Origin of the sequence: Roseococcus sp., assembly GCF_965227005.1 — a bacterium.
Classification (GTDB): domain Bacteria; phylum Pseudomonadota; class Alphaproteobacteria; order Acetobacterales; family Acetobacteraceae; genus Roseococcus.
On record NZ_CBDDFJ010000034.1, the window covers coordinates 190,201 to 211,108 of the forward strand.

Consider the following 20,908-nt stretch of genomic DNA (forward strand, 5'->3'; position numbering starts at 1 on the left):
ATGTCCGCTATCACCCGGCGCGCCGCGCTGGCGCTGCCGCTGTCCATCCCCGCCATCACCTCCGCCCGCGCCGCTGACTGGCGCCCGACCCAGCAGGTGCGGATCATCTGCCCGGCGGCGGCCGGCGGCACGGCGGACATGATGGCGCGCCTCCTGGGCCAGCACCTCACCAACGCCTGGGGCCAGTCGGCCGTGGTTGAGAACCGGGGCGGCGCAGGCGGCATCATCGGCACGCAGGAATTCCTTCGCCTGCCGGCCGATGGCCACGCGATCCTCTCGGGCAATATCGGCCCGCAGGGCATCGGCTATTCGCTCTACCGGAACTATCCCTTCACGCCGGAGATGTTCATCCCCGTCGCGGGCAGCGTGCGCGGCCCCAACGTGCTGGTCGTCCACCCTTCGGTCCCGGCCAACAACGTGGCGGAGCTGGTCGCGCATCTGAAGGCCAATCCCGGCAAGCTGTCCTATGGCTCGCCCGGCATCGGGCAGAGTGGGCATCTCACCTCGGTCTGGTTCAGCCAGCTCACGGGAACCGAGGGCATCCATGTGCCCTTCCGCGGCGCCGGGCCGGCGGCGATCGAGCTGGTGGCGGGCAACATCCAGTACATGTGGGACAATCTCTCGAGCGGGATCGAGCAGATCCGCGGCGGGCGGGTGCGCGCCCTGGCGGTCTCCTCCGCCGAGCGGAATCCGCAGCTGCCGGACGTGCCGGCGCTGCGCGAGACCATGCCGCAGCTGGCCGATTTCGAGGTGAACACCTGGTTCGGCAAGTTCTACAAGGCAGGCACCCCGACGGCCGCCGTCCAGTCGCTGAACGAGCAGATGCGCATTCTCGCCGAGACGGACAACTTCAAGGCGCGCGTGGCGCAGATCGGCAGCACCTCGCTCTGGGGCACGCCGGAGCAGTTCACCGGTTTCGTGAACAGCGAGATCGCCAAGTGGCGCGGGGTCATCCAGCGCGAGGGCCTGCAGATGGATGTGTCCTGAGCGGCCGGAACCCGCCATCCTCCCGGGCAAGGAACCAGGGAGGAAAGAACATGCAAGACACAACCCGCAGGGCCGCGCTGGCCCTGCCGCTCGCCGCCGCGCCGCTGCTGACAGCCCGGGCGCAGGACTGGAAGCCGGCCCAGCCGGTGCGGATGCTGGTGGCCGCCGCGCCGGGCGGCACCACCGACATCATGGCGCGGCTGCTCGCGCCACGGCTTCAGTCGCGCTGGGGGATCTCGGTCGTCGCCGAGAACCGCGCCGGCGCCGGCGGTACGATCTGCACGCTGGAGATGGTGCGCGCGCGGCCTGACGGCTCCACGATCATGTCGGGCAATATCGGGCCGCAGGCCATCGCCTATTCGCTGGTGCGGAACCTTCAGTACCGGCCCGAGCAGGTCATCCCGATCGCGGGCACCATCACCGGGCCGAACGTGCTGGTGGTGAACAACGACGTGCCGGCGCGCAGCGTGGCCGAGCTGACGGCGCTGATCCGCGGGCAGCCGGGCCGGATCAGCTTCGCCTCGACGGGGGTGGGGCAGTCCACGCATCTCTCGCCCGTGCTGATGCTGCAGATGCTGAACGCCGAGGCCATCCATGTGCCCTTCCGCGGCTCGGGGCCCGCGCAGGTGGATCTGCTGGCGGGCCATGTGAACTTCCTCATCGACAATCTGACCGGCGTGATCGAGCACATCCGCTCCGGGCGCGTGCGCGCGCTGGCCGTGACCAGCAAGGAGCGCAGCACGCAGCTGCCCGAGGTGCCGGCCATGCGTGAGACCATGCCGGAACTCGCCAATTACGAGGTGAACACCTGGTTCGGCATCTTCGGGCCGGCGGGGCTGCCGAACGCGGTGGTCCAGGGGATGAACGCCGAGATCAACGCCTGGCTCGACCTGCCGGACACGCAGCGCCGCTTCGCCGATCTGGGCGGGGTGCCGCTGAGGCTGAGCCCGGAGGCCTTCGCCGATTTCGTCGCGGCCGAGACGCGGAAATGGACGGAGGTCGTGCGGCGCGAGGGCCTTCAGGTCGAGGCGGGGTGACGGGCCCGGCGAGAGGCCTCCCTCAGAAGGCGCCCAGGTAGTCCTTCTTGCCGATGGCCACCCCCAGATGCCGCAGGATCGCGTGCGCCGTGGTCACATGGAAGTAGAAGTTCGGCAGGGCGAATTGCAGCAGGTACTCGTCGGCCGTGAAGGTGGCGGCGAGCGTGCCGAACTTCAGCGAGACCTCGGCCGAGGCGCGGGCATCGATCGCCGCCGCGTCCTGGGCGTCCAGATAGGCGATGGTCCTGGCGATGCGGGCCTGGAGCTCGGCGAAGGTCTTTTCCTCGTCGGGCATGGCGGGCGGCGTGGTGCCCAGGATGCGGCCGATGGCGTTCTTGCTGGTGTCGCTGGCGCGTTGGATCTGCGCCGAAAAGGAGAGCATGTCCGGCGCGAGGCGGGCGTGGAGGACGGCGTCCGGCTTATCGCCCGCGAAGGCTTCCGCCTTGGTCAGCGCATGTGCCAGCACAGTGAGGCCACGCCTGAAGACGGGCACGCAGAGGCGGTAGGTGGAGACGGTCATGGCGATCGATCCTTTATGACCCCCTGCAACTGGTCACGCTTCACGGCTTGGGGAGGGGGGAGCACCCCCCCGGTCACGCCGGGCGCGCCCCGTCTCTCGCCGGCACGAGGCGGCCCACCAAAGCGGAGACCCGATTCAGGTCATAAGGTTTGCGGAAGAAGGCGGCGGCGAGCCTGGCGATCTCAGGCCCTTCGTCCCGCGCGGAGACGAGGATCACCGGCAGCCCGGCCCTGGTGTCGCGCACCTGCCGGGCGAGGCCGAGCCCATCCACTTGGCCCGGCATTTCGATATCGGTGATGACGAGGTCGATCTGGGGGATGGAATTCAGCATGCCGGCGGCCTCGTCGCCGGTCCCGGCCTCCATCACCTCATGCGACTGGTCCCGCAGCCAATGGGCCAGGCTGAAGCGGGTGAGGATCTCGTCTTCTACCACCAGGATGCGTGCCATATAGGTCCTGCCTTCCGGCGCGCCGAGCTCTCGCGGCGTCCGTAGGGCAGGAACGCGGTATGGAGTCGCGCGGTTGCCCCTCAGCCGGGCAAGGCCGTTGCCGCGGCGGATTCATCGCTTTGTTCTTGCCTTTGCCCACTCCACGGGGAGAACTGCGCGCCGATGAAGCTTCTCCTCCTCAACGGCAACACCGATGCCGCGATTACCGAAAAGCTTGCCGTCGCGGCCCGCGCGATGTGCGGCGACGAGATCGTGCCCGCCACGGCCCGCTTCGGCGCGCGCTACATCGCCACGCGCGCCGCCTCGGCCATCGCCGCCCATGCCGTGCTGGACCTGCTGGCCGAGCACGTGGGGGCGACCAACCCCGAGGGCTTCGACGCCGCGATCATCGCCTGCTTCGGCGATCCCGGCCTCGACGCCGCGCGGGAGATGTTGCCGATCCCCGTCCTTGGTCTGGCGGATACCTCCATTCCCGCCGCCCTGCGCCTGGCGCCGCGCGTGGCGCTGCTGACGGGCGGGGCGGCCTGGGTGCCCATGCTGCGGGAATTCGCGCTGCTGCGCGGCTATTCGGTCGAGCAGGTTCGGATCGCCGCCGTCACGCCCACCGGCGACATGATCGCCCGCGAGCCGGAGCGCGCGCTGGAATTGCTGGCCGAGGCCGCGGAAGAACAGGTGGCCGCCGGGGCGGAGGTGGTGGTGCTCGGCGGGGCGGGGCTGGTGGGGCTGGCAGAGCGCCTCCAGCCACGGGTGAGCGTGCCGGTGCTGGACTGCCTGCGGGTGACGCTGGAAGCGGCGCATCAGGCGCGGACCGGCGCTATTGCGATGCAGCCGGCGCCGAGCGTGGGGCTCGGCGCCGCGCTGGAAGAAAGGCTCAGGGCGCTGCCCTGAAACCCGCTGGGGCCGAAAGGCCCCAGACCCCGATCAATCGCTCTCGGGCGGGATGACGTTGGTCTTCAGGCCGCGCACGAGGACGTCGCGCATCGTCTCGACGGACTTCAGGCGGATGTCGTCCCAGGCCTCGGGGCTGTGGAAGGCGACGTGGGGCATGATCACCAGCCGGCCCATCAGCCAGGGCTCCTTGGCGCGATAGGCCTGGAGCAGCCCCGGCACGGGCTCGACCGGCGGCTCGACCGGGATCACGTCCAGCCCCGCCGCCGCGACATGGCCGGAGCGCAAAGCGGCCTCCAGCGCGTCGATGTCCAGGATCGGGCCGCGCGCCGTGTTGATCACCACCGCGTTCTTAGGCAGCAGCGCCAGCTCCTTCGCGCCGACCAGGCCGCGCGTGTTGCGCGTGAGCGGGCAGTGGATGGAGAGCACGTCGGAGACGGCCATCAGCGCCTCCAGGCTCTCCATGCGCTGCACGCCGATCGCGCGGTCGGCGCCGTTGGGCAGGGCGGGGTCGAAGAAGGCGACCTTGAAGCCGAGCGCCTTGGCCCGCAGCGCTGCCGCCGTGCCGATGCGCCCCAGGCCGAGCACGCCGAAGGTCTGCGCCTCGAAGCGACGGACGATGGGGTTCTGGATCACGCCCCAGGCCGCTGGCGGGTCCTGCCGCTGGGCGTCGTGGTGCAGCACTAGCCCGCGGCGAAGTGCCACGGTCAGCGCGATGGCGGTGTCGGCGACCTCCTGCGTGCCGTAGTCGGGCACGTTGCAGACGGTGATGCCGCGGCGCGCGCATTCGGCGCGGTCCACGCGGTCGTAGCCCACGCCCATGCGGATCACGACCTTGAGCTTCGGGAACTTTTTCAACGCCTCGGCGGGGACGGCGAGGCGGAGGGTCATGAGGCCCTCGACCTCGGCGCAGAGCGCGTCGGGGAGCTCCAGCAGGGACTTCTTGGCGTTGCCGGTGAGGATGCGGACGCCGTCGCCCAGGATACGCTGCTCGAGCGCGGTGTCCGGGTAGAGGGATTCAGGTTCTAGAACGGTGAGCGTCATTCTCTCTCTCGATCAATATCGATCTTGTCTCGACGGTCGCGGAATTGTTCGCGGGGACTCAATCCACCTTGATGCCGGCCGCCGCGATGACCGGCTCCCACTTCGCGATCTCCTGCGCCAGGAACGCCGCCGCGCTGTCCGGCGTGCTGCCGCGCACGACCTCGACCGTCATCTCGGTCAGCCGGTTGCGCAGCGCCTCCACCTCCAGCGCCCGGTTGGCCGCGGCATTGATCGCGCGGATGATCGGGGCCGGCGTGCCGGACGGCACCATCAGCATGTGCCAGGTATAGGCCTCGTAGCCCGCCACCCCGCCCTCGATGAAGGTCGGCACGTCCGGCAGCAGGGCGCTGCGCTCGGTCGTCGAGATGGCGAGCGGCCGCAGGTCGCCGCGCTGGATGATGGGGATGGCGCCGGCGGCCACGTCGATCAGCATTGGGATGCGCCCGGCCAGCAGGTCCGGCATGGCCGGCGCGCTGCCGCGGAAGGCGATGTGGTTCATCCGCAGCCCGCCCGCCATGTGCAGGAAGAGCTCGGTCGCCAGATGCACCGCCCCGCCATTGCCGCTGCTGGCATAGTCGTACTTGCCGGGATTGGCGCGGACCAACGCGATGAATTCCGGCAGCGTGCGGGCCGGGAAATCCTTGTTGACCATCATGACCATCGGCACCTTGCCGACGAGCGCGACCGGCGCGAAATCCGCGATCGGATCGAAGGGCACGCGCGGGAAGAGCGCCCGCACCACGGCATGGCCGATGGTGGTGTAGAGAACCGTCAACCCGTCCTTGGGCGCCTTCGCCACGATGTCGGTGCCGACGATGATGCCCGAGCCGGTGCGGTTCTCGACGACGATGCGGTTGGCCAGGTTCTTGCCCATCTCGTCGGCGACGAGGCGCGCGGGAATGTCGGTCGGCCCGCCAGCCGCGAAGGGCACGATGAGGCGCACGGGCTGCGAGGGCCAGTCGGAGGTTTGCGCCTGCGCGGCGAAGGGCGCGAGCGCGCCTAGAGCGAGGGCCTGACGGCGGAACATGATATGGACTACTCCCGGAATTCTTGCCCGGGAGGGTGCAGCGATCAGCCGCCCGCTTCAATCCTTTTGCCGCTCTCGCCATCGAAGACATGCAGCGATTCCACGAGCGGAACGAGTTGCATCGGCCCGTCCACGTAACGCGCGCCGGGCAGGCGCGCCGTCAGCGGCGTGCCGTCGGCGAGCCTGGCGTGCAGCACGCTCTCGCCGCCCAGCGGCTCCACCAGCTCCACCGTGACGTCGACCCCGCCCTCGCCCACCCGCAGATGCTCGGGCCGGATGCCGATGGTCAGCTTGCGTCCTGCCGCGCCCGCGCGCGGGCCATCAGCGAAGGGCAGGCGCAGCCCGCCGGCATCGAGGATCGCCGCCGCGCCGCCGGCCTCCAGCTTGGCCGAGAGCAGATTCATCGAGGGGCTGCCGATGAAGCCCGCGACATAGGTGTCGGCGGGCTTTTCCCAGATCTCCATGGGGGTGGCGATCTGCGCCGCGCGGCCGGCATTCATGACGACCAGGCGGTCGCCCAGCGTCATGGCCTCCACCTGGTCATGCGTGACGAAGAGCGAGGTGACGCCGAGCCGCTTCTGCAAGCGCCGGATCTCCGCGCGCAGCTCCACGCGCAGCTTGGCGTCGAGGTTGGAGAGCGGTTCGTCGAAGAGGAAGAGCTTGGGCTCGCGCACGATGGCGCGCCCCATGGCGACGCGCTGGCGCTGCCCGCCGGAGAGCTCGCGCGGCTTGCGTTGCAGCAGATGGCCGATGCCGAGCAGCGCGGCCGCCTGGTCCACCCGGCGGACGATCTCGTCCTTCGCCATGCCGCGGATCTTCAGGCCATAGGCCATGTTCTGGAAGACGGACATGTGCGGGTAGAGCGCGTAGTTCTGGAACACCATCGCGACGTCGCGATCGGCCGGCTCCAGCCCCTTCATGCTCTGCCCGGCGATCATCACCTCGCCCGTCGTCTCGGTCTCGAGGCCGGCGACGATGCGCAGCAGCGTGGACTTGCCGCAGCCCGAGGCGCCGACGATGACGATCATCTCGCCATCCTCCACGTCGAGGTCCACGCCGTGCAGGACCTGGACGGCGCCGAAGGATTTCGTCACGTCACGAAGGGTCAGCGTGGCCATTACTTTTCGGTCTCCGTCAGGCCCTTCACGAACCATCGCTGCATGAACACGACCACGGCCACCGGTGGCAGCAGCGCGAAGACCGCCGTCGCCATGATGACATTCCACTCGTTCTGCTGGTCGCCCGTGCCGATCATCTTGGTGAGGCCGACGACGACCGTCTCCAGGCTGCGGTCGTTCACGATCAGCAGGGGCCAGAGATACTGGTTCCAGCCGTAGATGAAGAGGATGACGAAGAGCGCCGCGATGTTGGTGCGCGAGAGCGGCAGCACCACGTCGATGAAGAAGCGGATGGGCCCCGCGCCGTCGATCTTCGCGGCCTCGACGTATTCGTCGGGAATGGTCAGGAAGAACTGCCGGAACAGCAGCGTCGCCGTGGCGCTGGCGATCAGCGGGATCACCAGGCCGGCCATGCTGTTGGTGAGGCCGAGATCCACCATCACCTGGAAGGTGGGGATGATGCGCACCTCCACCGGCAGCATCAGCGTGATGAAGATCAGCCAGAAGAAGACCATGCGCAGCGGGAAGCGGAAGAAGACCACGGCATAGGCCGAGGTCAGCGAGATCGCGATCTTCCCGACGGCGATGAGCAGCGCCATCATCAGGCTGTTGGCCAGCATCGTCCCGGCGGGCGTGCCCATATAGCGGCCGCCGCCGGCACCCCAGGCCTGGGTGTAGTTGGCCACGGCCTCGCCGCCCGGCAGCAGCGGCACGTCGCCGCGGCCGATGGTGTTCACGTCATGCGTCGAGCCGATCACCGTCAGATAGATCGGGAAGACGAAGATCAGGATGCCGACCAGCAGGCAGATATGGGTGACGATCTTCTCGCGCCGCTGCCTCCGTCGCGTGCGTTCCGCGAGGAGCGTCGTGTTCATGGTGGCGCCATCGCCGACGCGATCGGACGCGGCCATCAGTAATGCACCTTGCGCTCGACATAGCGGAACTGGACCACGGTCAGCGCCACCACCAGCAGCATCAGGATCACGCTCTGCGCCGAGCTGGAGCCGAGGTTCAGGTTGATCACGCCGTCGGTATAGACGCGGTAGATCAGCGTCTCCGTCGCCTTGCCGGGCCCGCCATGGGTCAGGCTGTGGATCACGCCGAAGGTGTCGAAGAAGGCGTAGACGAGGTTCACCACGAGCAGGAAGAAGGCCGTGGGCGAGAGCAGCGGGAAGATGATCGTCCAGAAGCGCCGCGCGGGCTTGGCGCCGTCGATCGCGGCGGCCTCCAGCACGGCCTTGGGGATGCTCTGCAACCCGGCGAGGAAGAAGATGAAGTTGTAGCTCACCTGTTTCCAGGCGCTGGCGAGGATCACCATCAGCATCGCCTGGTTGCCGTTCAGCCGGTAATCCCAGGGCACGCCGAGGCCGTTCAGCATCCGGCCGAAAAGCCCGATATTCGGGTGGAACATGAAGAGCCACAGCACGGCCGCGATGGCCGGCGCCACGGCGTAGGGCCAGATGAGCAGCGTCTTGTAGACGTCCGCGCCGCGGATGTGCTTGTCCGCCTGCACGGCGAGGAACAGCGCCGAGCCCAATGCCAGGATGGCGACCGAGCTGGAGAAGAGAAGCGTCCGCCCTGCGGCGTCGATCCAGGTCTGGTCCTGCACCACGTCGAGGAAATTCTCGAAGCCCACGAATTCGGTGGAGAGCCCGAAGGCGTCCTCGCGCAGGAAGGACTGGTAGATGGCCTGGCCCGCCGGCCAGAAGAAGAAGATGCCCGTGATGAGCAACTGCGGCGCGAGCAGCAGATAGGGCAGCAGGGTGCCCTTGAAGATCACCTTCTTCTGCATGAAACCTCCGGGCGGCCCGCCATCCCCGCAAGGCAGAGCCCTGCGGGGTCCTCGTTGAACAACAGTGTCGCGCCGTCCGGCAGGGCGATCAGCCCCGGTTCGTCCGCTCGAAGTTGCGGAGCACCACATTGCCGCGCGTGGTGCCGGCCGCCATGGCCTGCTCCGGCGTCTGCTGGCCCTGCAGCATCTTCTCCATCTCCTCCTGAATGATGTTGCGGATCTCGATCAGACCGCCGAGGCGCAGGCCGCGCGTGTTGTCGGAGGTCGTGCCGCGCAGCATTTGGTCGATCGGCACGTCGGCGCCCGGGTTGCGCTGGTAGAAATCGGTCTTCTTCGTCGCTTCGAACATGGCGCGGGTCAGCGGCAGGTAGCCGGTGTCCATGTGCCACTTCGCGCCGACCTCGGTGCCGCTGATATACTTGTAGAAGTCGGCCACGCCCTTGTACTCGACGGCCGAGCGCGTATCGCGCGGGCCCTTGTTCATCGTCCAGAAGCTGGCGCCGCCGATGATCGAGTTGCCCGGCGCGCGCGGCGTGCCGTTGAAGTAGGGCAGCATGCCCACGCCCCACTGGAACCGCGCCTCGTTGGTGATGCGCGCCCGCAGGCCGGAGGAGGCCATGGTGATCGCCGCCTGGCCCGAGGGGAACAGCGCGTCGGCCGCATTGTCGCGGCCGCCGTAGCGGTAGAGACCCTCGCGCCCCCAGGCCTGCAGGTTGGTCATGTGCTTCACGACCAGCGGGTTGTTGATCCGCAGCTCCGTGCCCAGGCCGCCGAAGCCGTTGGCCAGCGTGGCGAAAGGGATGTCGTGGATGGCGCTGAACTGCTCGAGGTTCAGCCAGGTCGGCCAGGAGGTGGTGAGCGGCGTCTCGATGCCCGCGGCCTTCAGCGCGCGGAGGGCCTGCTCCACGCCTTCCCAGGTCGCCGGGAACTCGTCGGGGTTGAGGTTGGCCCGGCGGAACATGTCCTTGTTGTAGAAGACGACCGAGGTGCTGCTGTTGAAGGGCATCGACATCTGCTTGCCGTCGGCGGCGGCGTAATAGCCGCGCACGCCGGGCAGGAAGTCGTTGAAGTCGATCTGCACGCCGGTCTCGGTCAGCAGCTCATGGACCGGCTTCACCGCGCGGCCGGCGGCCATCATCGTGCCGGTGCCGACCTCGAACATCTGCACGATATGCGGCGCCTGGGCGGCGCGGAAGGCGGCGATGGCGGCGACCATCGTCTCCGGATAGGAACCCCGGAAGGACGGGATGATCTTCACAGCCGCCTGGCTGGCGTTGAAGTCGCCGACCAGCTTCTCGAGCAGGCCGCCGAGCGGCTGCGGAAGCCCATGCCAGAACTGCAGTTCGATGGGCCCCCCCTGGGCCAGAGCGGGAGCGGCGAGAGGAAGGGTGGCGGCGGCGAGGGCCGCCTGCCCGAGGGAACGACGCAGCATGAAGGCACTCCCGAAATTATTGATCGGGGGCGACTAGACCCCCTTCATTGCGGCCATGTGACATTAAAAAGTCAGTCCCGTGAAGGAAAATTGGGCGACAGCATGAGCTTGTAGAGCTCGGGGTCGGTCGCCCCCTCGGTGCCGAAGATCAGGGCACGGCTTTCGGCGTCCAGGCCGAGCGCCTGGCGGGCGGACGGGTCGCTCCAGGCGGTCTCCAGCGCGATGTATCCCGCGACGGCGCTTTCGCCCGCCTCGATCGCCTGGGCGGCCAAAGCGCGCATCGCGCCCGGCACCTTGGAATCGGGCAGGGCCATGGAGGCGAAGGCGCTCCGCTCCAGCTCCTGCCAGGCGAGCAGCGAGGGCTCGCCGCAGGCCAGCCCGGCCATGACGGTGTCGAGATCGCCGCCCACGGTGGTGAAGGCGCCCGCTTCCAGGCTGTCGGTGAGGCAGGCGGCGCGCTCCGGCTCGGCGATGACCAGCCGGGGGCCGGCGCCGCACATGGCCCGCAGCTGGACCGCCACCGCCGCCGCCACGCCGCCGACGCCGCCGGGGACGAAGACATGCGTGGGCGGCGCGGGCATCGCGCCGATCGCCTCCTCGGCCATCAGGCGATAGCCCTGCATGACGTCGCGCGGCGGCTCGGTATAGCCGGGATAGGAGGTGTCGCTGATGACGAACCAGCCCTCGGCCTGGGCGGTCTCCTGGGCGGCGCGAACGCTGTCGTCGTAATTGCCCGTGACCTCGCGGATCTCCGCGCCGTAGCGGGCGATAGCGTCGCGGCGGCCCTGACTCACGTTGTGATGCACGAAGATCACGCAGCGCGCGCCGAAGCGCTGGGCGCCCCAGGCGACGGAACGGCCGTGATTGCCGTCGGTGGCGCAGGTGACGGTGATCTGTCGGGTGGCCTCGCGGAATTCGCCGGCCTCCAGCGCCGCGCCGGTCGCGTTGTTCGCCACGCCGCGCCGGGCCAGTTCGGCCGTGATGACCTTGAGCGCGGCATAGGCTCCGCCCAGCGCCTTGAAGCTGCCGAGGCCGAAGCGCGAGCCTTCATCCTTGTAATGGACGCTGGCGGGGCCGGCGAAAGCCAGCGGCCGCAAAGGCGTGGGCGCATAGCCCGGCCAGGACATGATCTCGGCGCGGGCGCGGCGATAGCCGCCCTCGGGCAGGGTGATGAGGCCCGGCGTGCCGGGATTGCGGTTCAGGACGAGGCGAAGATCGGTCATGGGGAGAAACTTGGCGGGGGATGCGGCGAGGGGCAATCAGCCGCCCTGAAAATCGCCGCTAGACCGGCGACGCCGCCGCCGCTTCCGCCGGGAACACCGCCACCGGCTTGCCGCCCTGCCATTGCAGCAGCACCGGCCGCGCCCGCGTGTTCTGCCCGCGCTCGTCCAGCCGGAAGCCCCAGCCATTGGGCAGGCTCCCCTCGGGGAGATCCAGCGCGGCCAGCCCCGCCCGCAGCGGCCCGCGCTCCAGATTCGGCTGGGCCAGCACCAGCTGCGCCCCCGCATAGGCCGCCAGCGAAAGGCCCGAGCGCGGCGGCGTCCCCCAGCGGCGCTGATAGGCCTCCGCGAAGGGCCGCGCGCCCGGGGCCCAGCGGTCCGCCGTCTCGATGGGCGGCACGTCCAGGGCAAAGACCGAATCCAGGCCGGGCCCGATGGCGCGGGCGAGCTCGGCCAGCCCCCAGGCGAAGCCGGCGCCGATCACCGCCGCGGGCCGCCAGTTCGCCTCGGCCAGAGCGCGGAAGAGCGAGATGGCATCGCCCTCGCCGGCCGCATGGATCAGCACGTTCACCCCGGCGGCCCGCAGGCGCTGGACCATGGCGGGCATCTCGCTCGACCGGGCGGCATGGGGCAGCCGGTCGGCGACGGTGATGCCCACCTCGCGCAGCCGGGCCTCCAGGGCCAAGGCGATGCTCTCGGACGAGCCGCCATTCTCATGGGCCAGCGCCACGCGCAGGGCGTCGGCCGGCTGATGGAGATGGCCGGGCAGGAAGCGGGTCAGCGCCTCCGCGCCGAGGGTGCCGTAATCCGTGGCGCGGGGCGCGGTGCGGATCAGGTGGCGGGCGCCGCGCTCGGTCAGGTTGTCGATGGGCGTGGCCAGCTCGACGACGCAGGTTTCCAGCGCCTCCGCCGCCTGGATGACGGCCTGGCCGATCGGGGCCGAGACGCTGCCGAACAGCAGGCCCGCGCGCTCCTGCTGGATGAGGCGGCGCGTCTCTATCAGGGCCTGGGCGGGTTCGGTGACGTCGGCGCGGATGAGGCGGATGGGGCGGCCACCGGCGGCGTTGCGCTCGTCCACCGCGAGTTCAAGCCCGCGGGCGGCCTCGTCGCCGAGAAGGGCCGCCGCGCCCGAAAGCGGGAAGAGCGCGCCCACGCGCCATTCCGCGGCCTGCTGCGCAAGCGCGGGGGCGGCCAGAAAGGGCAAGGCGAGGGCGAGGCGGCGGCGCATATATGCCCAGTTTCCGCCGCAATTGCCCGGCGCGCAATGACCGATGCGAGAAACTTATCATTTATAAAACAAACGTTTGTGTGCCGGCGCCTGGATCGCCTCTCTTGACGCTCCGCGGCCCTGCGCGGAACTTGCAGCGAAATCCGGAGGTATGCCCAATGACCATGACCTATATCGCCCATGGCGCGGGCGGCGGCCCCGAAGTGATGACCGTCGCGACCGGGCCCGTGCCCACGCCCGCGGCCGACGAGGTGCTCATCAAGGTCGAGGCGGTGGGGGTGAACCGTCCCGACGTGGCCCAGCGCTCCGGCAGCTATCCGCCCCCGGCCGGCGCCTCGCCGATCCTGGGCCTGGAATGCGCGGGCGAGGTGGTCGGGATCGGCGCCGGGGTGACGAGCTTCAAGGTCGGCGACAAGGTCTGCGCCCTGACCAATGGCGGCGCCTATGCCGAATATTGCACCGCGCCCCAGAGCCAGACCCTGCCTTGGCCCAAGGGCTATGACGCGATCCGCGCCGCCGCCGTGCCCGAGACCTATTTCACCGTCTGGGCGAATCTCTTCGGCACGCCGCATGCCGCCGGCGCCCGGCTGCAGCCGGGCGAGACCGCGCTGATCCATGGCGGCAGCTCGGGCATCGGCCTCACCGCGATCCAGCTCGCCAAGGCCTTCGGCTGCACGGTGATCACGACCGTGGGCTCGGAGGACAAGTGCAAGGCGGTGCTGGAATTCGGCGCCGACCACGCCATCAACTACCGCACCCACGACTTCTATGACGAGGTGAAGCGCATCACCGACGGCAAGCTCGTCGACGTCGTGCTGGACATGGTGGGCGGGCCCTATTTCGCGCGAAACCTCCGCTGCCTGAAGCTCGACGGGCGGCTGTCCCTCATCGCCTTCCTCAACGGGCATCTGGCCGAGCAGGTCGATCTGCGGCCGATCATGGTGAAGCGCCTGAACGTGACGGGCAGCACCATGCGCCCGCGCAGCACGGCCCAGAAGGCGCAGATCGCCGAGGCGTTGCGCGAGAAGGTCTGGCCGCTGCTGGAGCAGGGCAAGGCCGGCCCGCACATCCACGCCGTCTTCCCCCTGGCCGAGGCGACCCAGGCGCATGCGCTGATGGAGAGCAGCCAGCATATCGGCAAGATCGTGCTGACGGTCTAGGCCGGATCGGTGAGCCAAAGCCGGGCGCTCCAGCTCCTCCTGCTGGTGGTCCTGTTCTTCGGTGGCATCTGGCCGCTGACGAAGCACGCCTATCAGTTCGCGACCCCGCTCTGGTTCGGCTTCGCCCGGGCCGGGCTGGCGGCGGTGGCGACGGGTGTGGCGATGGCCGCCTTCGGACGCCTGCACCTGCCGCCCCGGCGCGACTGGATCGTCATCGCCGTGCTGGCGCTGCTGCAGATCGGCGGCTTCTTCGCCCTGTCGCATCTGGCGCTGGCGATGGTGCCCGCCGGGCGAACCGCCATTCTCTGCAACGTGACCATCTATTGGCTCGTGCCGCTCTCCGTCTGGTTCCTCCAGGAGAAGGTTTCCGCGCAGCGCTGGATCGCCGCGGGCGTCGGCCTGCTGGGCGTCCTCGTCATGATGGGCCCCTGGGCCATCGACTGGTCGGCGCCGGGCGTGCTGCTGGGCCACGGGATGCTGCTGCTGTCGGCCCTGTTCTGGAGCATCGCCATCGTGGTGACGCGCCTCCGGCCGCCCTCGCGCCCGATCATGGAGCTGCTGCCCTGGGTCTTCGCCGTCGCCGCGCTGGTCGTGCTCCTGCCGCTCGCGCTCTGGCTGGAGCCTTTCGCGGCGGGGGGCGGCATCGGGGGGCAGGCCATCTGGATCGCGGCCTTCATCGGCCTGGTCGCCGCGCCGATCGGCACCTGGGCCAATGTGGAGGCGGCGCGGCACCTCAACGCCGTCCTCGCCTCGGTCGGCTTCCTGCTGGTGCCGGTCTTTGGCGTGGCCCTGGCGGTGCTCTGGCTGGGCGAGCCGCTGGGGTGGGATCTCATCATCGGCGGAGGTCTGGTGGTGTTGAGCGTCGTCCTGGCTGCTAAAGGCTGATCCCATGAAGCTGAACGTCATCGAGATGGGCGAGGGCAGCCCGGTCCTCCTCCTGCACGGCCTTTTCGGCGCCGCCCGCAACTGGGGCGGCATCCAGAAGCGCCTGGCCCAGCGCCACCGCGTGCTCGCGCCCGACCTGCGCAACCACGGCGAGAGCCCCCATGCCGCGCGGATGTCCTATGCCGATATGGCCGAGGACATCGCCGGGCTGATCGCCGCGCGTGGGATGCGCGCGCCGGCGGTGCTCGGCCATTCCATGGGCGGCAAGGTGGCCATGGCGCTGGCGCTGCGGCACGGCCCGATGGTCGGGCGGCTGGTGGTGGCCGATATCGCGCCGGTGAAGTACCCGCCCTCCCTGCGCGGCTATATCGCCGCCATGCGCGCCATCACGCTCAAGATGGGCCTGACGCGCAAGGACGCCGATGGCGCGCTGGAAGCCACCATCCCCGAGGCCGGAATCCGCGCCTTCCTGCTGCAATCGCTCGATTTTTCGGCGGATGTCCCAAGCTGGAAGATGGGCCTGGCCGAGCTCGCCGCCGCCATGCCCGACATCGAGGATTTTGCCGAGGCGGGCCGCTATGACGGGCCGACGCTGGTCCTCGCCGGGGCGCAGAGCCGCTACATCCGCCTCGAGAACCACGACCTCTTCCGCCGGCTCTTCCCGCAGGCCCGCTTCGCCACGGTGGAGAAGGCCGGCCACTGGCTCCACGCCGACAACCCGCACGGCTTCCTGACCGAGCTGGAGCCCTTCCTGGCATGACCGCCTTTCCGGTCACCTCGCTGTTTGCCGGCCTGCTGGGCGTGTTGTTGCTGCTGCTTTCGCTGCTGGTCATCCGCGCGCGGATGAAGGCGCGGACGTCCTTCGGCTTCGGCGAGGATCCGCGCCTGCTGCGGGCCATCCGCGCCCAGGCGAATTTCGTCGAATACGCGCCGATGACGCTGCTGCTGCTCCTGCTGCTGGAAGCCAGCGGCACCGCGCCGGGCCTGCTCTACATCCTGGGCGGGGCAACGATGGGTGGGCGAATCCTGCACGCGCTGGGCATCTCGCCCGAGCCGGAGCGGCTGATCCTGCGGCAGCTCGGGATGCTGCTGACCTTCGGCGCGCTGGGCTTCAGCGCGGGATTGCTGCTGTTCAATCTTTGGGCCTGACCCAAAGGGCCTGACCGCGTAAAATCCCGGCAAACATGCCCTCCGAAGCGCATCGGCCTTGCACCGGGACCCTCGGCGGGCAACATGTGGAGCCAGGATGTTCGGCAAGACCCCCCTCCTCCCCAAATGGCCCGCGCCCATGCGTTGGACCGTCGGCCTCGGGCTGCTCGGCCTGTCCTTGTGGCTGCCGGCCATGATCGCGCTGTTCCGGTGACGAGCGCGTGGAAAGAGCAGAAGCGCGCCCTCAAGCGCGAGTGGGGCGAGCGCAAGTCTCAGGTCCGCGCGCAGATCCGCGAACAGGTCCGCGCGAAATCGCCTTGGAAATCATCACCCTGGGGTCATGACAACCCGCCGCGCCCGCGCCGGGTCTTCGGTTGGCGCGTCTGGATGCTGCCGGTCTTCCTCTGGCCGCTGATGCTCGACATCCCGGCCGAGATCATCATGGGGCGGCCGCACCGGATGATCGGTTCGCTGCTCGGACTGGCCCTGGCCTGGATGGCGGCCAACCGCATGGCGCGCGGCACCGAGGGCGATGCGCGGCGCGGCGCCGTGCTGATGGGCGCGGCCGCCGGCGTCGTCGCTGCGGTCGCGGCCGGGCTGCCGCCGCCCATGGCCCTGGCGCTGGCCTTCGGCGCCTGGTTCGGCACGCGGCTGCTCACCCAGGACCTGGCGGAATCCGAGGTCGAGGCCGTGGTCGAGCCCGCCCCCGCCTTGCCGGAGGAACCGCCCAGGTCCGACCTGCTCGATGGTCCGCGCGCCCAGCTGGCCCGCATCGCCGGGGCGGCCCCGCACCTGCCGCTGGGCACCCAGTTGCTGGAGGCGGCCACCGCCATGCAGGGCGTTGTCGAGGACCTGGAGGTGCGGCCCGCCCGGCTGCAGGACGCCCGGCGCTTCCTGAACGTCCAGCTCGACGGGCTCTCGCGCATCGTCGACCGGCTGGAAGCGGGCGCCGAACCGCCGCAGACCCTGCCGGCCCTACTGACCGACCTCGCGGAATCCGCCCGCAAGCTCCGCAGCGAGCTGCGCTCGGCCGAGAGCGAGGCCCTCGATATCCAGGTGAAGGTGCTGTCCGAACGGCTGCGCCAGGAAGGCACATGAGCGAAACCCCCGACCAACGCCCCGCCCCGATCGCCGAGACCGTGCCCGCCATCGGGCGCGAGGAGGAGATCACGCGCCTCGCCGCCGCGATCGAGCTGAAGGATCCCGGCACCATCCTGCGCTTCGGCGCCGCCGCGCAGTCGCGCGCCCAGGCCGCGGCCGACGCCATGCTGGAGGGCGCGCAGAACCGCGAGACCGGCGAGGCGGGGCAGACCCTGTCCACCATGCTCTCCGCGCTGCGCGGCTTCGACGTGGGGTCCCTGGCCGAGAAGCCGGGCTTCTTCCAGCGCATCTTCACCAAGGCGGGCGCGGACACCACCGCCATCGTCCAACGCTACGAGGGCGTGCGCGAGCAGGTCGGCCTGATCGGCGACAAGCTCGACACCCATCGCACCAAGCTGCTGGAGGATGTGGAGCGGCTGGAGCGGCTCTACGTCGCCACGCTCGACTGGTTCCATGCCCTGGCCGACCACATCGCCGCCGGCGACCGCGTGCTGAAGCAGACGGATACCGAGGTGATCCCCGCGCTCGAGGCGGCGGCGGCGAAGGAGGGCGCGGACGCCCTCTCGCCGCAGACCCTGCGCGACACGCGCGGCGCCCGCGACGAGCTGGAGCGGCGCGTGCACGATCTGCGCCTGACGCGGCAGGTGGCGATGCAGACGCTCCCGGCGATCCGGCTCATCCAGGAGAACGACAAGGCGCTCTCCTCCAAGATCCAGTCGGTGCTGGCCAATACGGTGCCGCTGTGGAGCCAGCAGCTCGCCCAGGCGCTGGCCATCCACCGCATGCGCGAGGCGGGCGCGGCGGTGAAGCAGGCGACCGACCTGACCAACAAGCTGCTCGTCGCCAATGCGGAGACACTGCGGACCGGCAATGCCGAGGCGCGCAAGGAGCTGGAGCGCGGCAGCTTCGACATTGAGGCCATCCGCCAGGCCAATGCCGCGCTGGTCGGCACCATCGAGGACAGCCTGCGCATCGCCGACGAGGCGAAGGTCCAGCGCCGCGAGGCCGAGGCGCAGCTGATCGCCTGCGAGCAGGACATCCGCCGCTCGCTCCTGGCGGCGAAGGCCTCCGCCAGCGTGCCCTCCACCGGTCCTGCCCGGCCCGCGTGAGATAGCGCGCCGCAAGAACAAGTCTGGAACATCGGGGCCGGACGATTGCGGTCCGGGCGCGCCCGTTGCATAGCCCAGCGCCAATGCCCCCCTATCTGCTCACCCTGTCGATGGTCTTGCCGCTCGCCCTGGTTTCGGCGGCGGCGGTACGGGCGATGATCGCCTGGCCGATCCTGGATCACCCGGACGCCCGCAAGTCGCACACACGGCCGACGCCCAAGGGCGGCGGGGTGGGGCCGGTGCTCGCCTTCATCATCGGCATGCTGGTGTTCTACCACTTCACCAGCCTGGCCGAGACGCGCTTCACCGCGGTGGTGGCGGCGGCGGTGGCGATCGCGGGGGTGGCGCTCCTGGACGACCTCAAGGATTTCAGCTTCCTCGTGAAGCTTGGCGCGCAGGCGCTGGCGGCCGCCGTGGCGATGGCCACCGGGCTCGCGCTGCGACACCTGGCCTTGCCGGGCATCGGCGAGGTGGAGCTCGGCCTCGTCGGCCTTGCGATCACCATGTTCTGGATCGTGGGCTGCACCAATGCCGTGAACTTCATGGACGGGCTGGACGGGTTGGTGACCGGGGTCGTGGTCATCGCAAGCGCGGCGCTGGCGGTGATCGCGGCGCTCAACGAGAGCTGGTTCGCCCATGCGGCGGCGATGTGCCTGCTGGCCGGATTTTCAGGCTTCCTGCCCTTCAACTGGAATCCCGCGCGGATCTTCATGGGCGATGTGGGCAGTCAGTTCGCCGGCTTCATGCTGGCGGTGCTGGGCGTCGCCGCGGCCGGCTTCGAGGCCAGCCAGGTGAGCTTCCTCATCGTGCCGCTGCTGCTCTTCGGGCTGCTCTTCGACGCGACCTTCACCCTCGTCCGCCGCGCCCTGGCGGGTGAGCGCGTGAGCTCGCCGCATCGCTCGCACCTCTACCAGATGGCGCAGCGCACGGGCATGCCGGTGCGCGTGGTGGCCGGCCTGCACTGGGCCTTCGCCCTGTACCATGCGGCGCTGGCCTTCCTGTTCCTGGTCCTCGCGCCGGCGGACAAGCCGCTGGTGGTGCTGCCGGCGCTGGGGGTGCAGCTGGCCTGGACCTTCTACGTCCTGCAGCGCAAGCGCCGCGCCGGCCTCGCCTGGTAACGCGGCTCTTTCAGAAGAGCTTCGGCGCGACGAACTTCTGGAATCCCGGCCGCTCGCCCAGGCGCTCGAACCAGGTCTGAAGCGCCGGAAATTCCGGCATCCCCGGCACGCGCACCTCAGGCCCGAACCAGCGTCGCGCGAAGCAGCCCAGGATGATGTCGGCGAGGGTGAGCGTATCGCCGTCGATATAGCGCCGTCCGTCGCGCAGGCGCTGCTCCAGGATGGCCCAGCATTTCGCGCTGTTGGTCACGGCGTTGCGCACGGCCGTCATGTCCCGCTTGTCGTCGGGCGTGCGGACCATGCCCCAGAACAGGTCGCGCTCGGCCGGCGAGAGGGTGGAGAGCTGCCAGTCCATCCAGCGGTCCACGCTGGCGCGCTTGCCGGGCTCGGTGGGGTAGAGCCCCTTGGCGTCGCCGCCGGCGAGCAGGCAGAGGTAGCGGCAGATGGAATTGCTCTCCCAAAGCTCGACATCGCCGTGCCGGAGCGAGGGCACGCGGCCATTCGGATTGAGGGCGCGGTAATCCGGCGAGTCGACCACGCCGTGCTCCATGCCGGCATCGCTGCGCTCATAGGGCAGGCCGAGTTCCTCCAGCACCCAGAGGGGCTTCCACACATTCGTGCTGTTCGCGCGGCCCAGGATGCGGATCACGTCGTTCACTCCCGATAACGTTCGCGCCAGCCTCGCGCGGCTGGAGGGTGGGTGCAACCGTCTCTCCCGGATCGCGTTCTGGGGCATGCCATTCGAACAACAGGAGCCCATCATGCAACGTCGCCAGCTTGCTCGTGCCGCCGCCGCCTTGCCCTTCCTGGCGGCCGCGCCCCTGCTCGTGCCGAAGCGCGCCCAGGCCGCCACGCGCAGCGAAATCAGTGCCGAGGTCACCGCGGCACTGGCCCGCCTGCACCGGATGGACAATGCCGCGCCCCTGTTCCGCGGCGCCAAGGCGGTGCTCGTCTTCCCGCGCATCATCAGCGGCGGCTTCATCGTCGGCGGCCAGTTCGGCGAGGGCGCGCTGGTGCGCGGCGAGACCACGAGCGGATATTACAACATCGCCGGTCTTTCCTTCGGCCTGCTGGCCGGGGCGCAATCCGCCGGCCTCGCGATGTTCTTCATGACCAATGAAAGCCTGAACGCGCTGATGAACGCCGATGGCTGGGAGATCGGCACCGGCCCGACCGTCGCCGTCCTGGACCGGGGCGTGCAGGCCAATGCCACCTCGACCACGCTGACGGAGCCGGTCTATGCGATCACCTTCGGCCAGCAGGGCCTGATGGCGGCCGTGGCGCTGAACGGCACGAAGATCACGCGCATCAACCCGGCCTGAGCGCGCCCCTGAACGCATCGGGGGGAGGTCAGCCGCCCAGGTTCGACACGGTGCTCACGGCCGAGGCCAGGATCACCGTGTTGAACCAGAAGGCCGTGAGCCCGTGGAGCAGCACGATGCGCCGCATCCGCGGCGTGTTCGTTGTGGCGTCGCTGACCTGGAAGGTGCAGCCGACCACGAAGGCGAAATAGATGAACTCGCCGAAGGGCGGCTCCTGGCTGCCGCCCGGGAAATCCAGCCCCGTATCGGCCGTCCAGAACTCATGCGCGTATTCCTGTGCGAAGAGCAGGTGCACGTAGAACCAGGATGCGATGATCGTGCCG

23 protein-coding genes are annotated in these 20,908 nt (G+C 69.6%); 11 read left to right on the plus strand and 12 right to left on the minus strand.

What is annotated here, in order from left to right; all coding sequences use genetic code 11:
* On the plus strand, positions 1-987 hold the full coding sequence (locus tag ACO057_RS16850; RefSeq protein ID WP_421993764.1) for a Bug family tripartite tricarboxylate transporter substrate binding protein: 987 nt from the start codon (positions 1-3) through the stop codon (positions 985-987).
* 50 nt (positions 988-1,037) lie between these two features.
* Complete coding sequence (locus ACO057_RS16855) at positions 1,038-2,024, plus strand: Bug family tripartite tricarboxylate transporter substrate binding protein (RefSeq protein WP_421993765.1); 987 nt, start codon at positions 1,038-1,040, stop codon at positions 2,022-2,024.
* 22 nt (positions 2,025-2,046) lie between these two features.
* On the opposite strand, the gene ACO057_RS16860 is transcribed toward ACO057_RS16855, so the two are convergent.
* Both ACO057_RS16860 and ACO057_RS16865 read right to left on the minus strand, forming a co-directional pair.
* Complete coding sequence (locus tag ACO057_RS16860) at positions 2,047-2,544, minus strand: DUF1993 domain-containing protein (RefSeq protein ID WP_421993766.1); 498 nt, start codon at positions 2,542-2,544, stop codon at positions 2,047-2,049.
* Positions 2,545-2,617: 73 nt separating this feature from the next.
* On the minus strand, positions 2,618-2,992 hold the full coding sequence (locus tag ACO057_RS16865; protein WP_421993767.1) for a response regulator transcription factor: 375 nt from the start codon (positions 2,990-2,992) through the stop codon (positions 2,618-2,620).
* Positions 2,993-3,154: 162 nt separating this feature from the next.
* Here ACO057_RS16865 and ACO057_RS16870 point away from each other — a divergent pair, with 162 nt between their 5' ends.
* Positions 3,155-3,880 (plus strand): aspartate/glutamate racemase family protein, encoded by a 726-nt coding sequence (locus tag ACO057_RS16870; protein WP_421993768.1) that lies wholly within the window; start codon positions 3,155-3,157, stop codon positions 3,878-3,880.
* 33 nt (positions 3,881-3,913) lie between these two features.
* On the opposite strand, the gene ACO057_RS16875 is transcribed toward ACO057_RS16870, so the two are convergent.
* The 8 genes from ACO057_RS16875 to ACO057_RS16910 all read right to left on the minus strand — a co-directional run bounded on the left by ACO057_RS16875 (position 3,914) and on the right by ACO057_RS16910 (position 12,741).
* The gene (locus ACO057_RS16875) at positions 3,914-4,924 is read right to left on the minus strand and encodes a C-terminal binding protein (protein WP_421993769.1); all 1,011 of its coding nucleotides are present in this window, start codon (positions 4,922-4,924) and stop codon (positions 3,914-3,916) included.
* 58 nt (positions 4,925-4,982) lie between these two features.
* Positions 4,983-5,951, minus strand: a complete 969-nt coding sequence (locus ACO057_RS16880; RefSeq protein ID WP_421993770.1) for a Bug family tripartite tricarboxylate transporter substrate binding protein — start codon at positions 5,949-5,951, stop codon at positions 4,983-4,985.
* Between the two features lie 44 nt (positions 5,952-5,995).
* Positions 5,996-7,069 (minus strand): sn-glycerol-3-phosphate ABC transporter ATP-binding protein UgpC, encoded by a 1,074-nt coding sequence (ugpC, locus tag ACO057_RS16885; RefSeq protein WP_421993771.1) that lies wholly within the window; start codon positions 7,067-7,069, stop codon positions 5,996-5,998.
* Positions 7,069-7,980: a sn-glycerol-3-phosphate ABC transporter permease UgpE gene (gene ugpE / locus ACO057_RS16890; RefSeq protein ID WP_421993772.1), complete on the minus strand. Its 912-nt coding sequence runs from the start codon at positions 7,978-7,980 to the stop codon at positions 7,069-7,071. Before ugpE ends, ugpC begins: the two co-directional genes overlap by 1 nt.
* Complete coding sequence (gene ugpA / locus ACO057_RS16895; protein WP_421993773.1) at positions 7,980-8,861, minus strand: sn-glycerol-3-phosphate ABC transporter permease UgpA; 882 nt, start codon at positions 8,859-8,861, stop codon at positions 7,980-7,982. The genes ugpE and ugpA overlap by 1 nt, the downstream gene beginning before the upstream one ends.
* An 88-nt stretch (positions 8,862-8,949) precedes the next feature.
* Positions 8,950-10,293: a sn-glycerol-3-phosphate ABC transporter substrate-binding protein UgpB gene (ugpB, locus tag ACO057_RS16900; protein WP_421993774.1), complete on the minus strand. Its 1,344-nt coding sequence runs from the start codon at positions 10,291-10,293 to the stop codon at positions 8,950-8,952.
* Positions 10,294-10,364: 71 nt separating this feature from the next.
* On the minus strand, positions 10,365-11,516 hold the full coding sequence (locus ACO057_RS16905) for a diaminopropionate ammonia-lyase (protein ID WP_421993775.1): 1,152 nt from the start codon (positions 11,514-11,516) through the stop codon (positions 10,365-10,367).
* A 58-nt stretch (positions 11,517-11,574) separates the two neighbouring features.
* Positions 11,575-12,741: an ABC transporter substrate-binding protein gene (locus tag ACO057_RS16910; RefSeq protein WP_421993776.1), complete on the minus strand. Its 1,167-nt coding sequence runs from the start codon at positions 12,739-12,741 to the stop codon at positions 11,575-11,577.
* Positions 12,742-12,899: 158 nt separating this feature from the next.
* Between ACO057_RS16910 and ACO057_RS16915 the strand changes: the two genes are divergently transcribed.
* The 7 genes from ACO057_RS16915 to ACO057_RS16945 all read left to right on the plus strand — a co-directional run bounded on the left by ACO057_RS16915 (position 12,900) and on the right by ACO057_RS16945 (position 19,263).
* Complete coding sequence (locus ACO057_RS16915; protein WP_421993777.1) at positions 12,900-13,901, plus strand: NAD(P)H-quinone oxidoreductase; 1,002 nt, start codon at positions 12,900-12,902, stop codon at positions 13,899-13,901.
* A 9-nt stretch (positions 13,902-13,910) separates the two neighbouring features.
* The gene (locus ACO057_RS16920; RefSeq protein ID WP_421993778.1) at positions 13,911-14,786 is read left to right on the plus strand and encodes a DMT family transporter; all 876 of its coding nucleotides are present in this window, start codon (positions 13,911-13,913) and stop codon (positions 14,784-14,786) included.
* A gap of 4 nt (positions 14,787-14,790) precedes the next feature.
* Complete coding sequence (locus tag ACO057_RS16925; RefSeq protein ID WP_421993779.1) at positions 14,791-15,546, plus strand: alpha/beta fold hydrolase; 756 nt, start codon at positions 14,791-14,793, stop codon at positions 15,544-15,546.
* Positions 15,543-15,935, plus strand: coding sequence for an MAPEG family protein (locus tag ACO057_RS16930; RefSeq protein WP_421993780.1), 393 nt, complete (start codon positions 15,543-15,545; stop codon positions 15,933-15,935). The genes ACO057_RS16925 and ACO057_RS16930 overlap by 4 nt, the downstream gene beginning before the upstream one ends.
* A gap of 210 nt (positions 15,936-16,145) precedes the next feature.
* On the plus strand, positions 16,146-17,033 hold the full coding sequence (locus ACO057_RS16935) for a hypothetical protein (protein ID WP_421993781.1): 888 nt from the start codon (positions 16,146-16,148) through the stop codon (positions 17,031-17,033).
* Entirely contained in the window at positions 17,030-18,145 is a 1,116-nt protein-coding gene (locus tag ACO057_RS16940; protein ID WP_421993782.1) for a toxic anion resistance protein, read from the plus strand. The genes ACO057_RS16935 and ACO057_RS16940 overlap by 4 nt, the downstream gene beginning before the upstream one ends.
* Before the next feature lie 83 nt (positions 18,146-18,228).
* Positions 18,229-19,263, plus strand: a complete 1,035-nt coding sequence (locus ACO057_RS16945) for a glycosyltransferase family 4 protein (RefSeq protein ID WP_421993783.1) — start codon at positions 18,229-18,231, stop codon at positions 19,261-19,263.
* A 10-nt stretch (positions 19,264-19,273) separates the two neighbouring features.
* Here the strand turns inward: ACO057_RS16945 and ACO057_RS16950 are convergent, their stop codons facing one another.
* Positions 19,274-19,921, minus strand: coding sequence for a glutathione S-transferase family protein (locus tag ACO057_RS16950; RefSeq protein WP_421993784.1), 648 nt, complete (start codon positions 19,919-19,921; stop codon positions 19,274-19,276).
* A gap of 103 nt (positions 19,922-20,024) precedes the next feature.
* Here ACO057_RS16950 and ACO057_RS16955 point away from each other — a divergent pair, with 103 nt between their 5' ends.
* On the plus strand, positions 20,025-20,585 hold the full coding sequence (locus ACO057_RS16955) for a YSC84-related protein (RefSeq protein ID WP_421993785.1): 561 nt from the start codon (positions 20,025-20,027) through the stop codon (positions 20,583-20,585).
* 28 nt (positions 20,586-20,613) lie between these two features.
* Here the strand turns inward: ACO057_RS16955 and ACO057_RS16960 are convergent.
* Positions 20,614-20,908 (minus strand): DUF1345 domain-containing protein (locus tag ACO057_RS16960; RefSeq protein ID WP_421993786.1); only part of this gene is annotated, 295 nt, incomplete at its 5' end.

Bases quoted from the DNA above. Each gene is read 5' to 3' on its own strand.
- ACO057_RS16850 (WP_421993764.1), top strand. From the start codon at position 1: ATGTCCGCTATCACCCGGCGCGCCGCGCTGGCGCTGCCGCTGTCCATC.
- ACO057_RS16855 (WP_421993765.1), top strand. From the start codon at position 1,038: ATGCAAGACACAACCCGCAGGGCCGCGCTGGCCCTGCCGCTCGCCGCC.
- ACO057_RS16860 (WP_421993766.1), bottom strand. From the start codon at position 2,544: ATGACCGTCTCCACCTACCGCCTCTGCGTGCCCGTCTTCAGGCGTGGC.
- ACO057_RS16865 (WP_421993767.1), bottom strand. From the start codon at position 2,992: ATGGCACGCATCCTGGTGGTAGAAGACGAGATCCTCACCCGCTTCAGC.
- ACO057_RS16870 (WP_421993768.1), top strand. From the start codon at position 3,155: ATGAAGCTTCTCCTCCTCAACGGCAACACCGATGCCGCGATTACCGAA.
- ACO057_RS16875 (WP_421993769.1), bottom strand. From the start codon at position 4,924: ATGACGCTCACCGTTCTAGAACCTGAATCCCTCTACCCGGACACCGCG.
- ACO057_RS16880 (WP_421993770.1), bottom strand. From the start codon at position 5,951: ATGTTCCGCCGTCAGGCCCTCGCTCTAGGCGCGCTCGCGCCCTTCGCC.
- ugpC (WP_421993771.1), bottom strand. From the start codon at position 7,069: ATGGCCACGCTGACCCTTCGTGACGTGACGAAATCCTTCGGCGCCGTC.
- ugpE (WP_421993772.1), bottom strand. From the start codon at position 7,980: ATGGCCGCGTCCGATCGCGTCGGCGATGGCGCCACCATGAACACGACG.
- ugpA (WP_421993773.1), bottom strand. From the start codon at position 8,861: ATGCAGAAGAAGGTGATCTTCAAGGGCACCCTGCTGCCCTATCTGCTG.
- ugpB (WP_421993774.1), bottom strand. From the start codon at position 10,293: ATGCTGCGTCGTTCCCTCGGGCAGGCGGCCCTCGCCGCCGCCACCCTT.
- ACO057_RS16905 (WP_421993775.1), bottom strand. From the start codon at position 11,516: ATGACCGATCTTCGCCTCGTCCTGAACCGCAATCCCGGCACGCCGGGC.
- ACO057_RS16910 (WP_421993776.1), bottom strand. From the start codon at position 12,741: ATGCGCCGCCGCCTCGCCCTCGCCTTGCCCTTTCTGGCCGCCCCCGCG.
- ACO057_RS16915 (WP_421993777.1), top strand. From the start codon at position 12,900: ATGACCATGACCTATATCGCCCATGGCGCGGGCGGCGGCCCCGAAGTG.
- ACO057_RS16925 (WP_421993779.1), top strand. From the start codon at position 14,791: ATGAAGCTGAACGTCATCGAGATGGGCGAGGGCAGCCCGGTCCTCCTC.
- ACO057_RS16930 (WP_421993780.1), top strand. From the start codon at position 15,543: ATGACCGCCTTTCCGGTCACCTCGCTGTTTGCCGGCCTGCTGGGCGTG.
- ACO057_RS16940 (WP_421993782.1), top strand. From the start codon at position 17,030: ATGAGCGAAACCCCCGACCAACGCCCCGCCCCGATCGCCGAGACCGTG.
- ACO057_RS16945 (WP_421993783.1), top strand. From the start codon at position 18,229: ATGCCCCCCTATCTGCTCACCCTGTCGATGGTCTTGCCGCTCGCCCTG.
- ACO057_RS16955 (WP_421993785.1), top strand. From the start codon at position 20,025: ATGCAACGTCGCCAGCTTGCTCGTGCCGCCGCCGCCTTGCCCTTCCTG.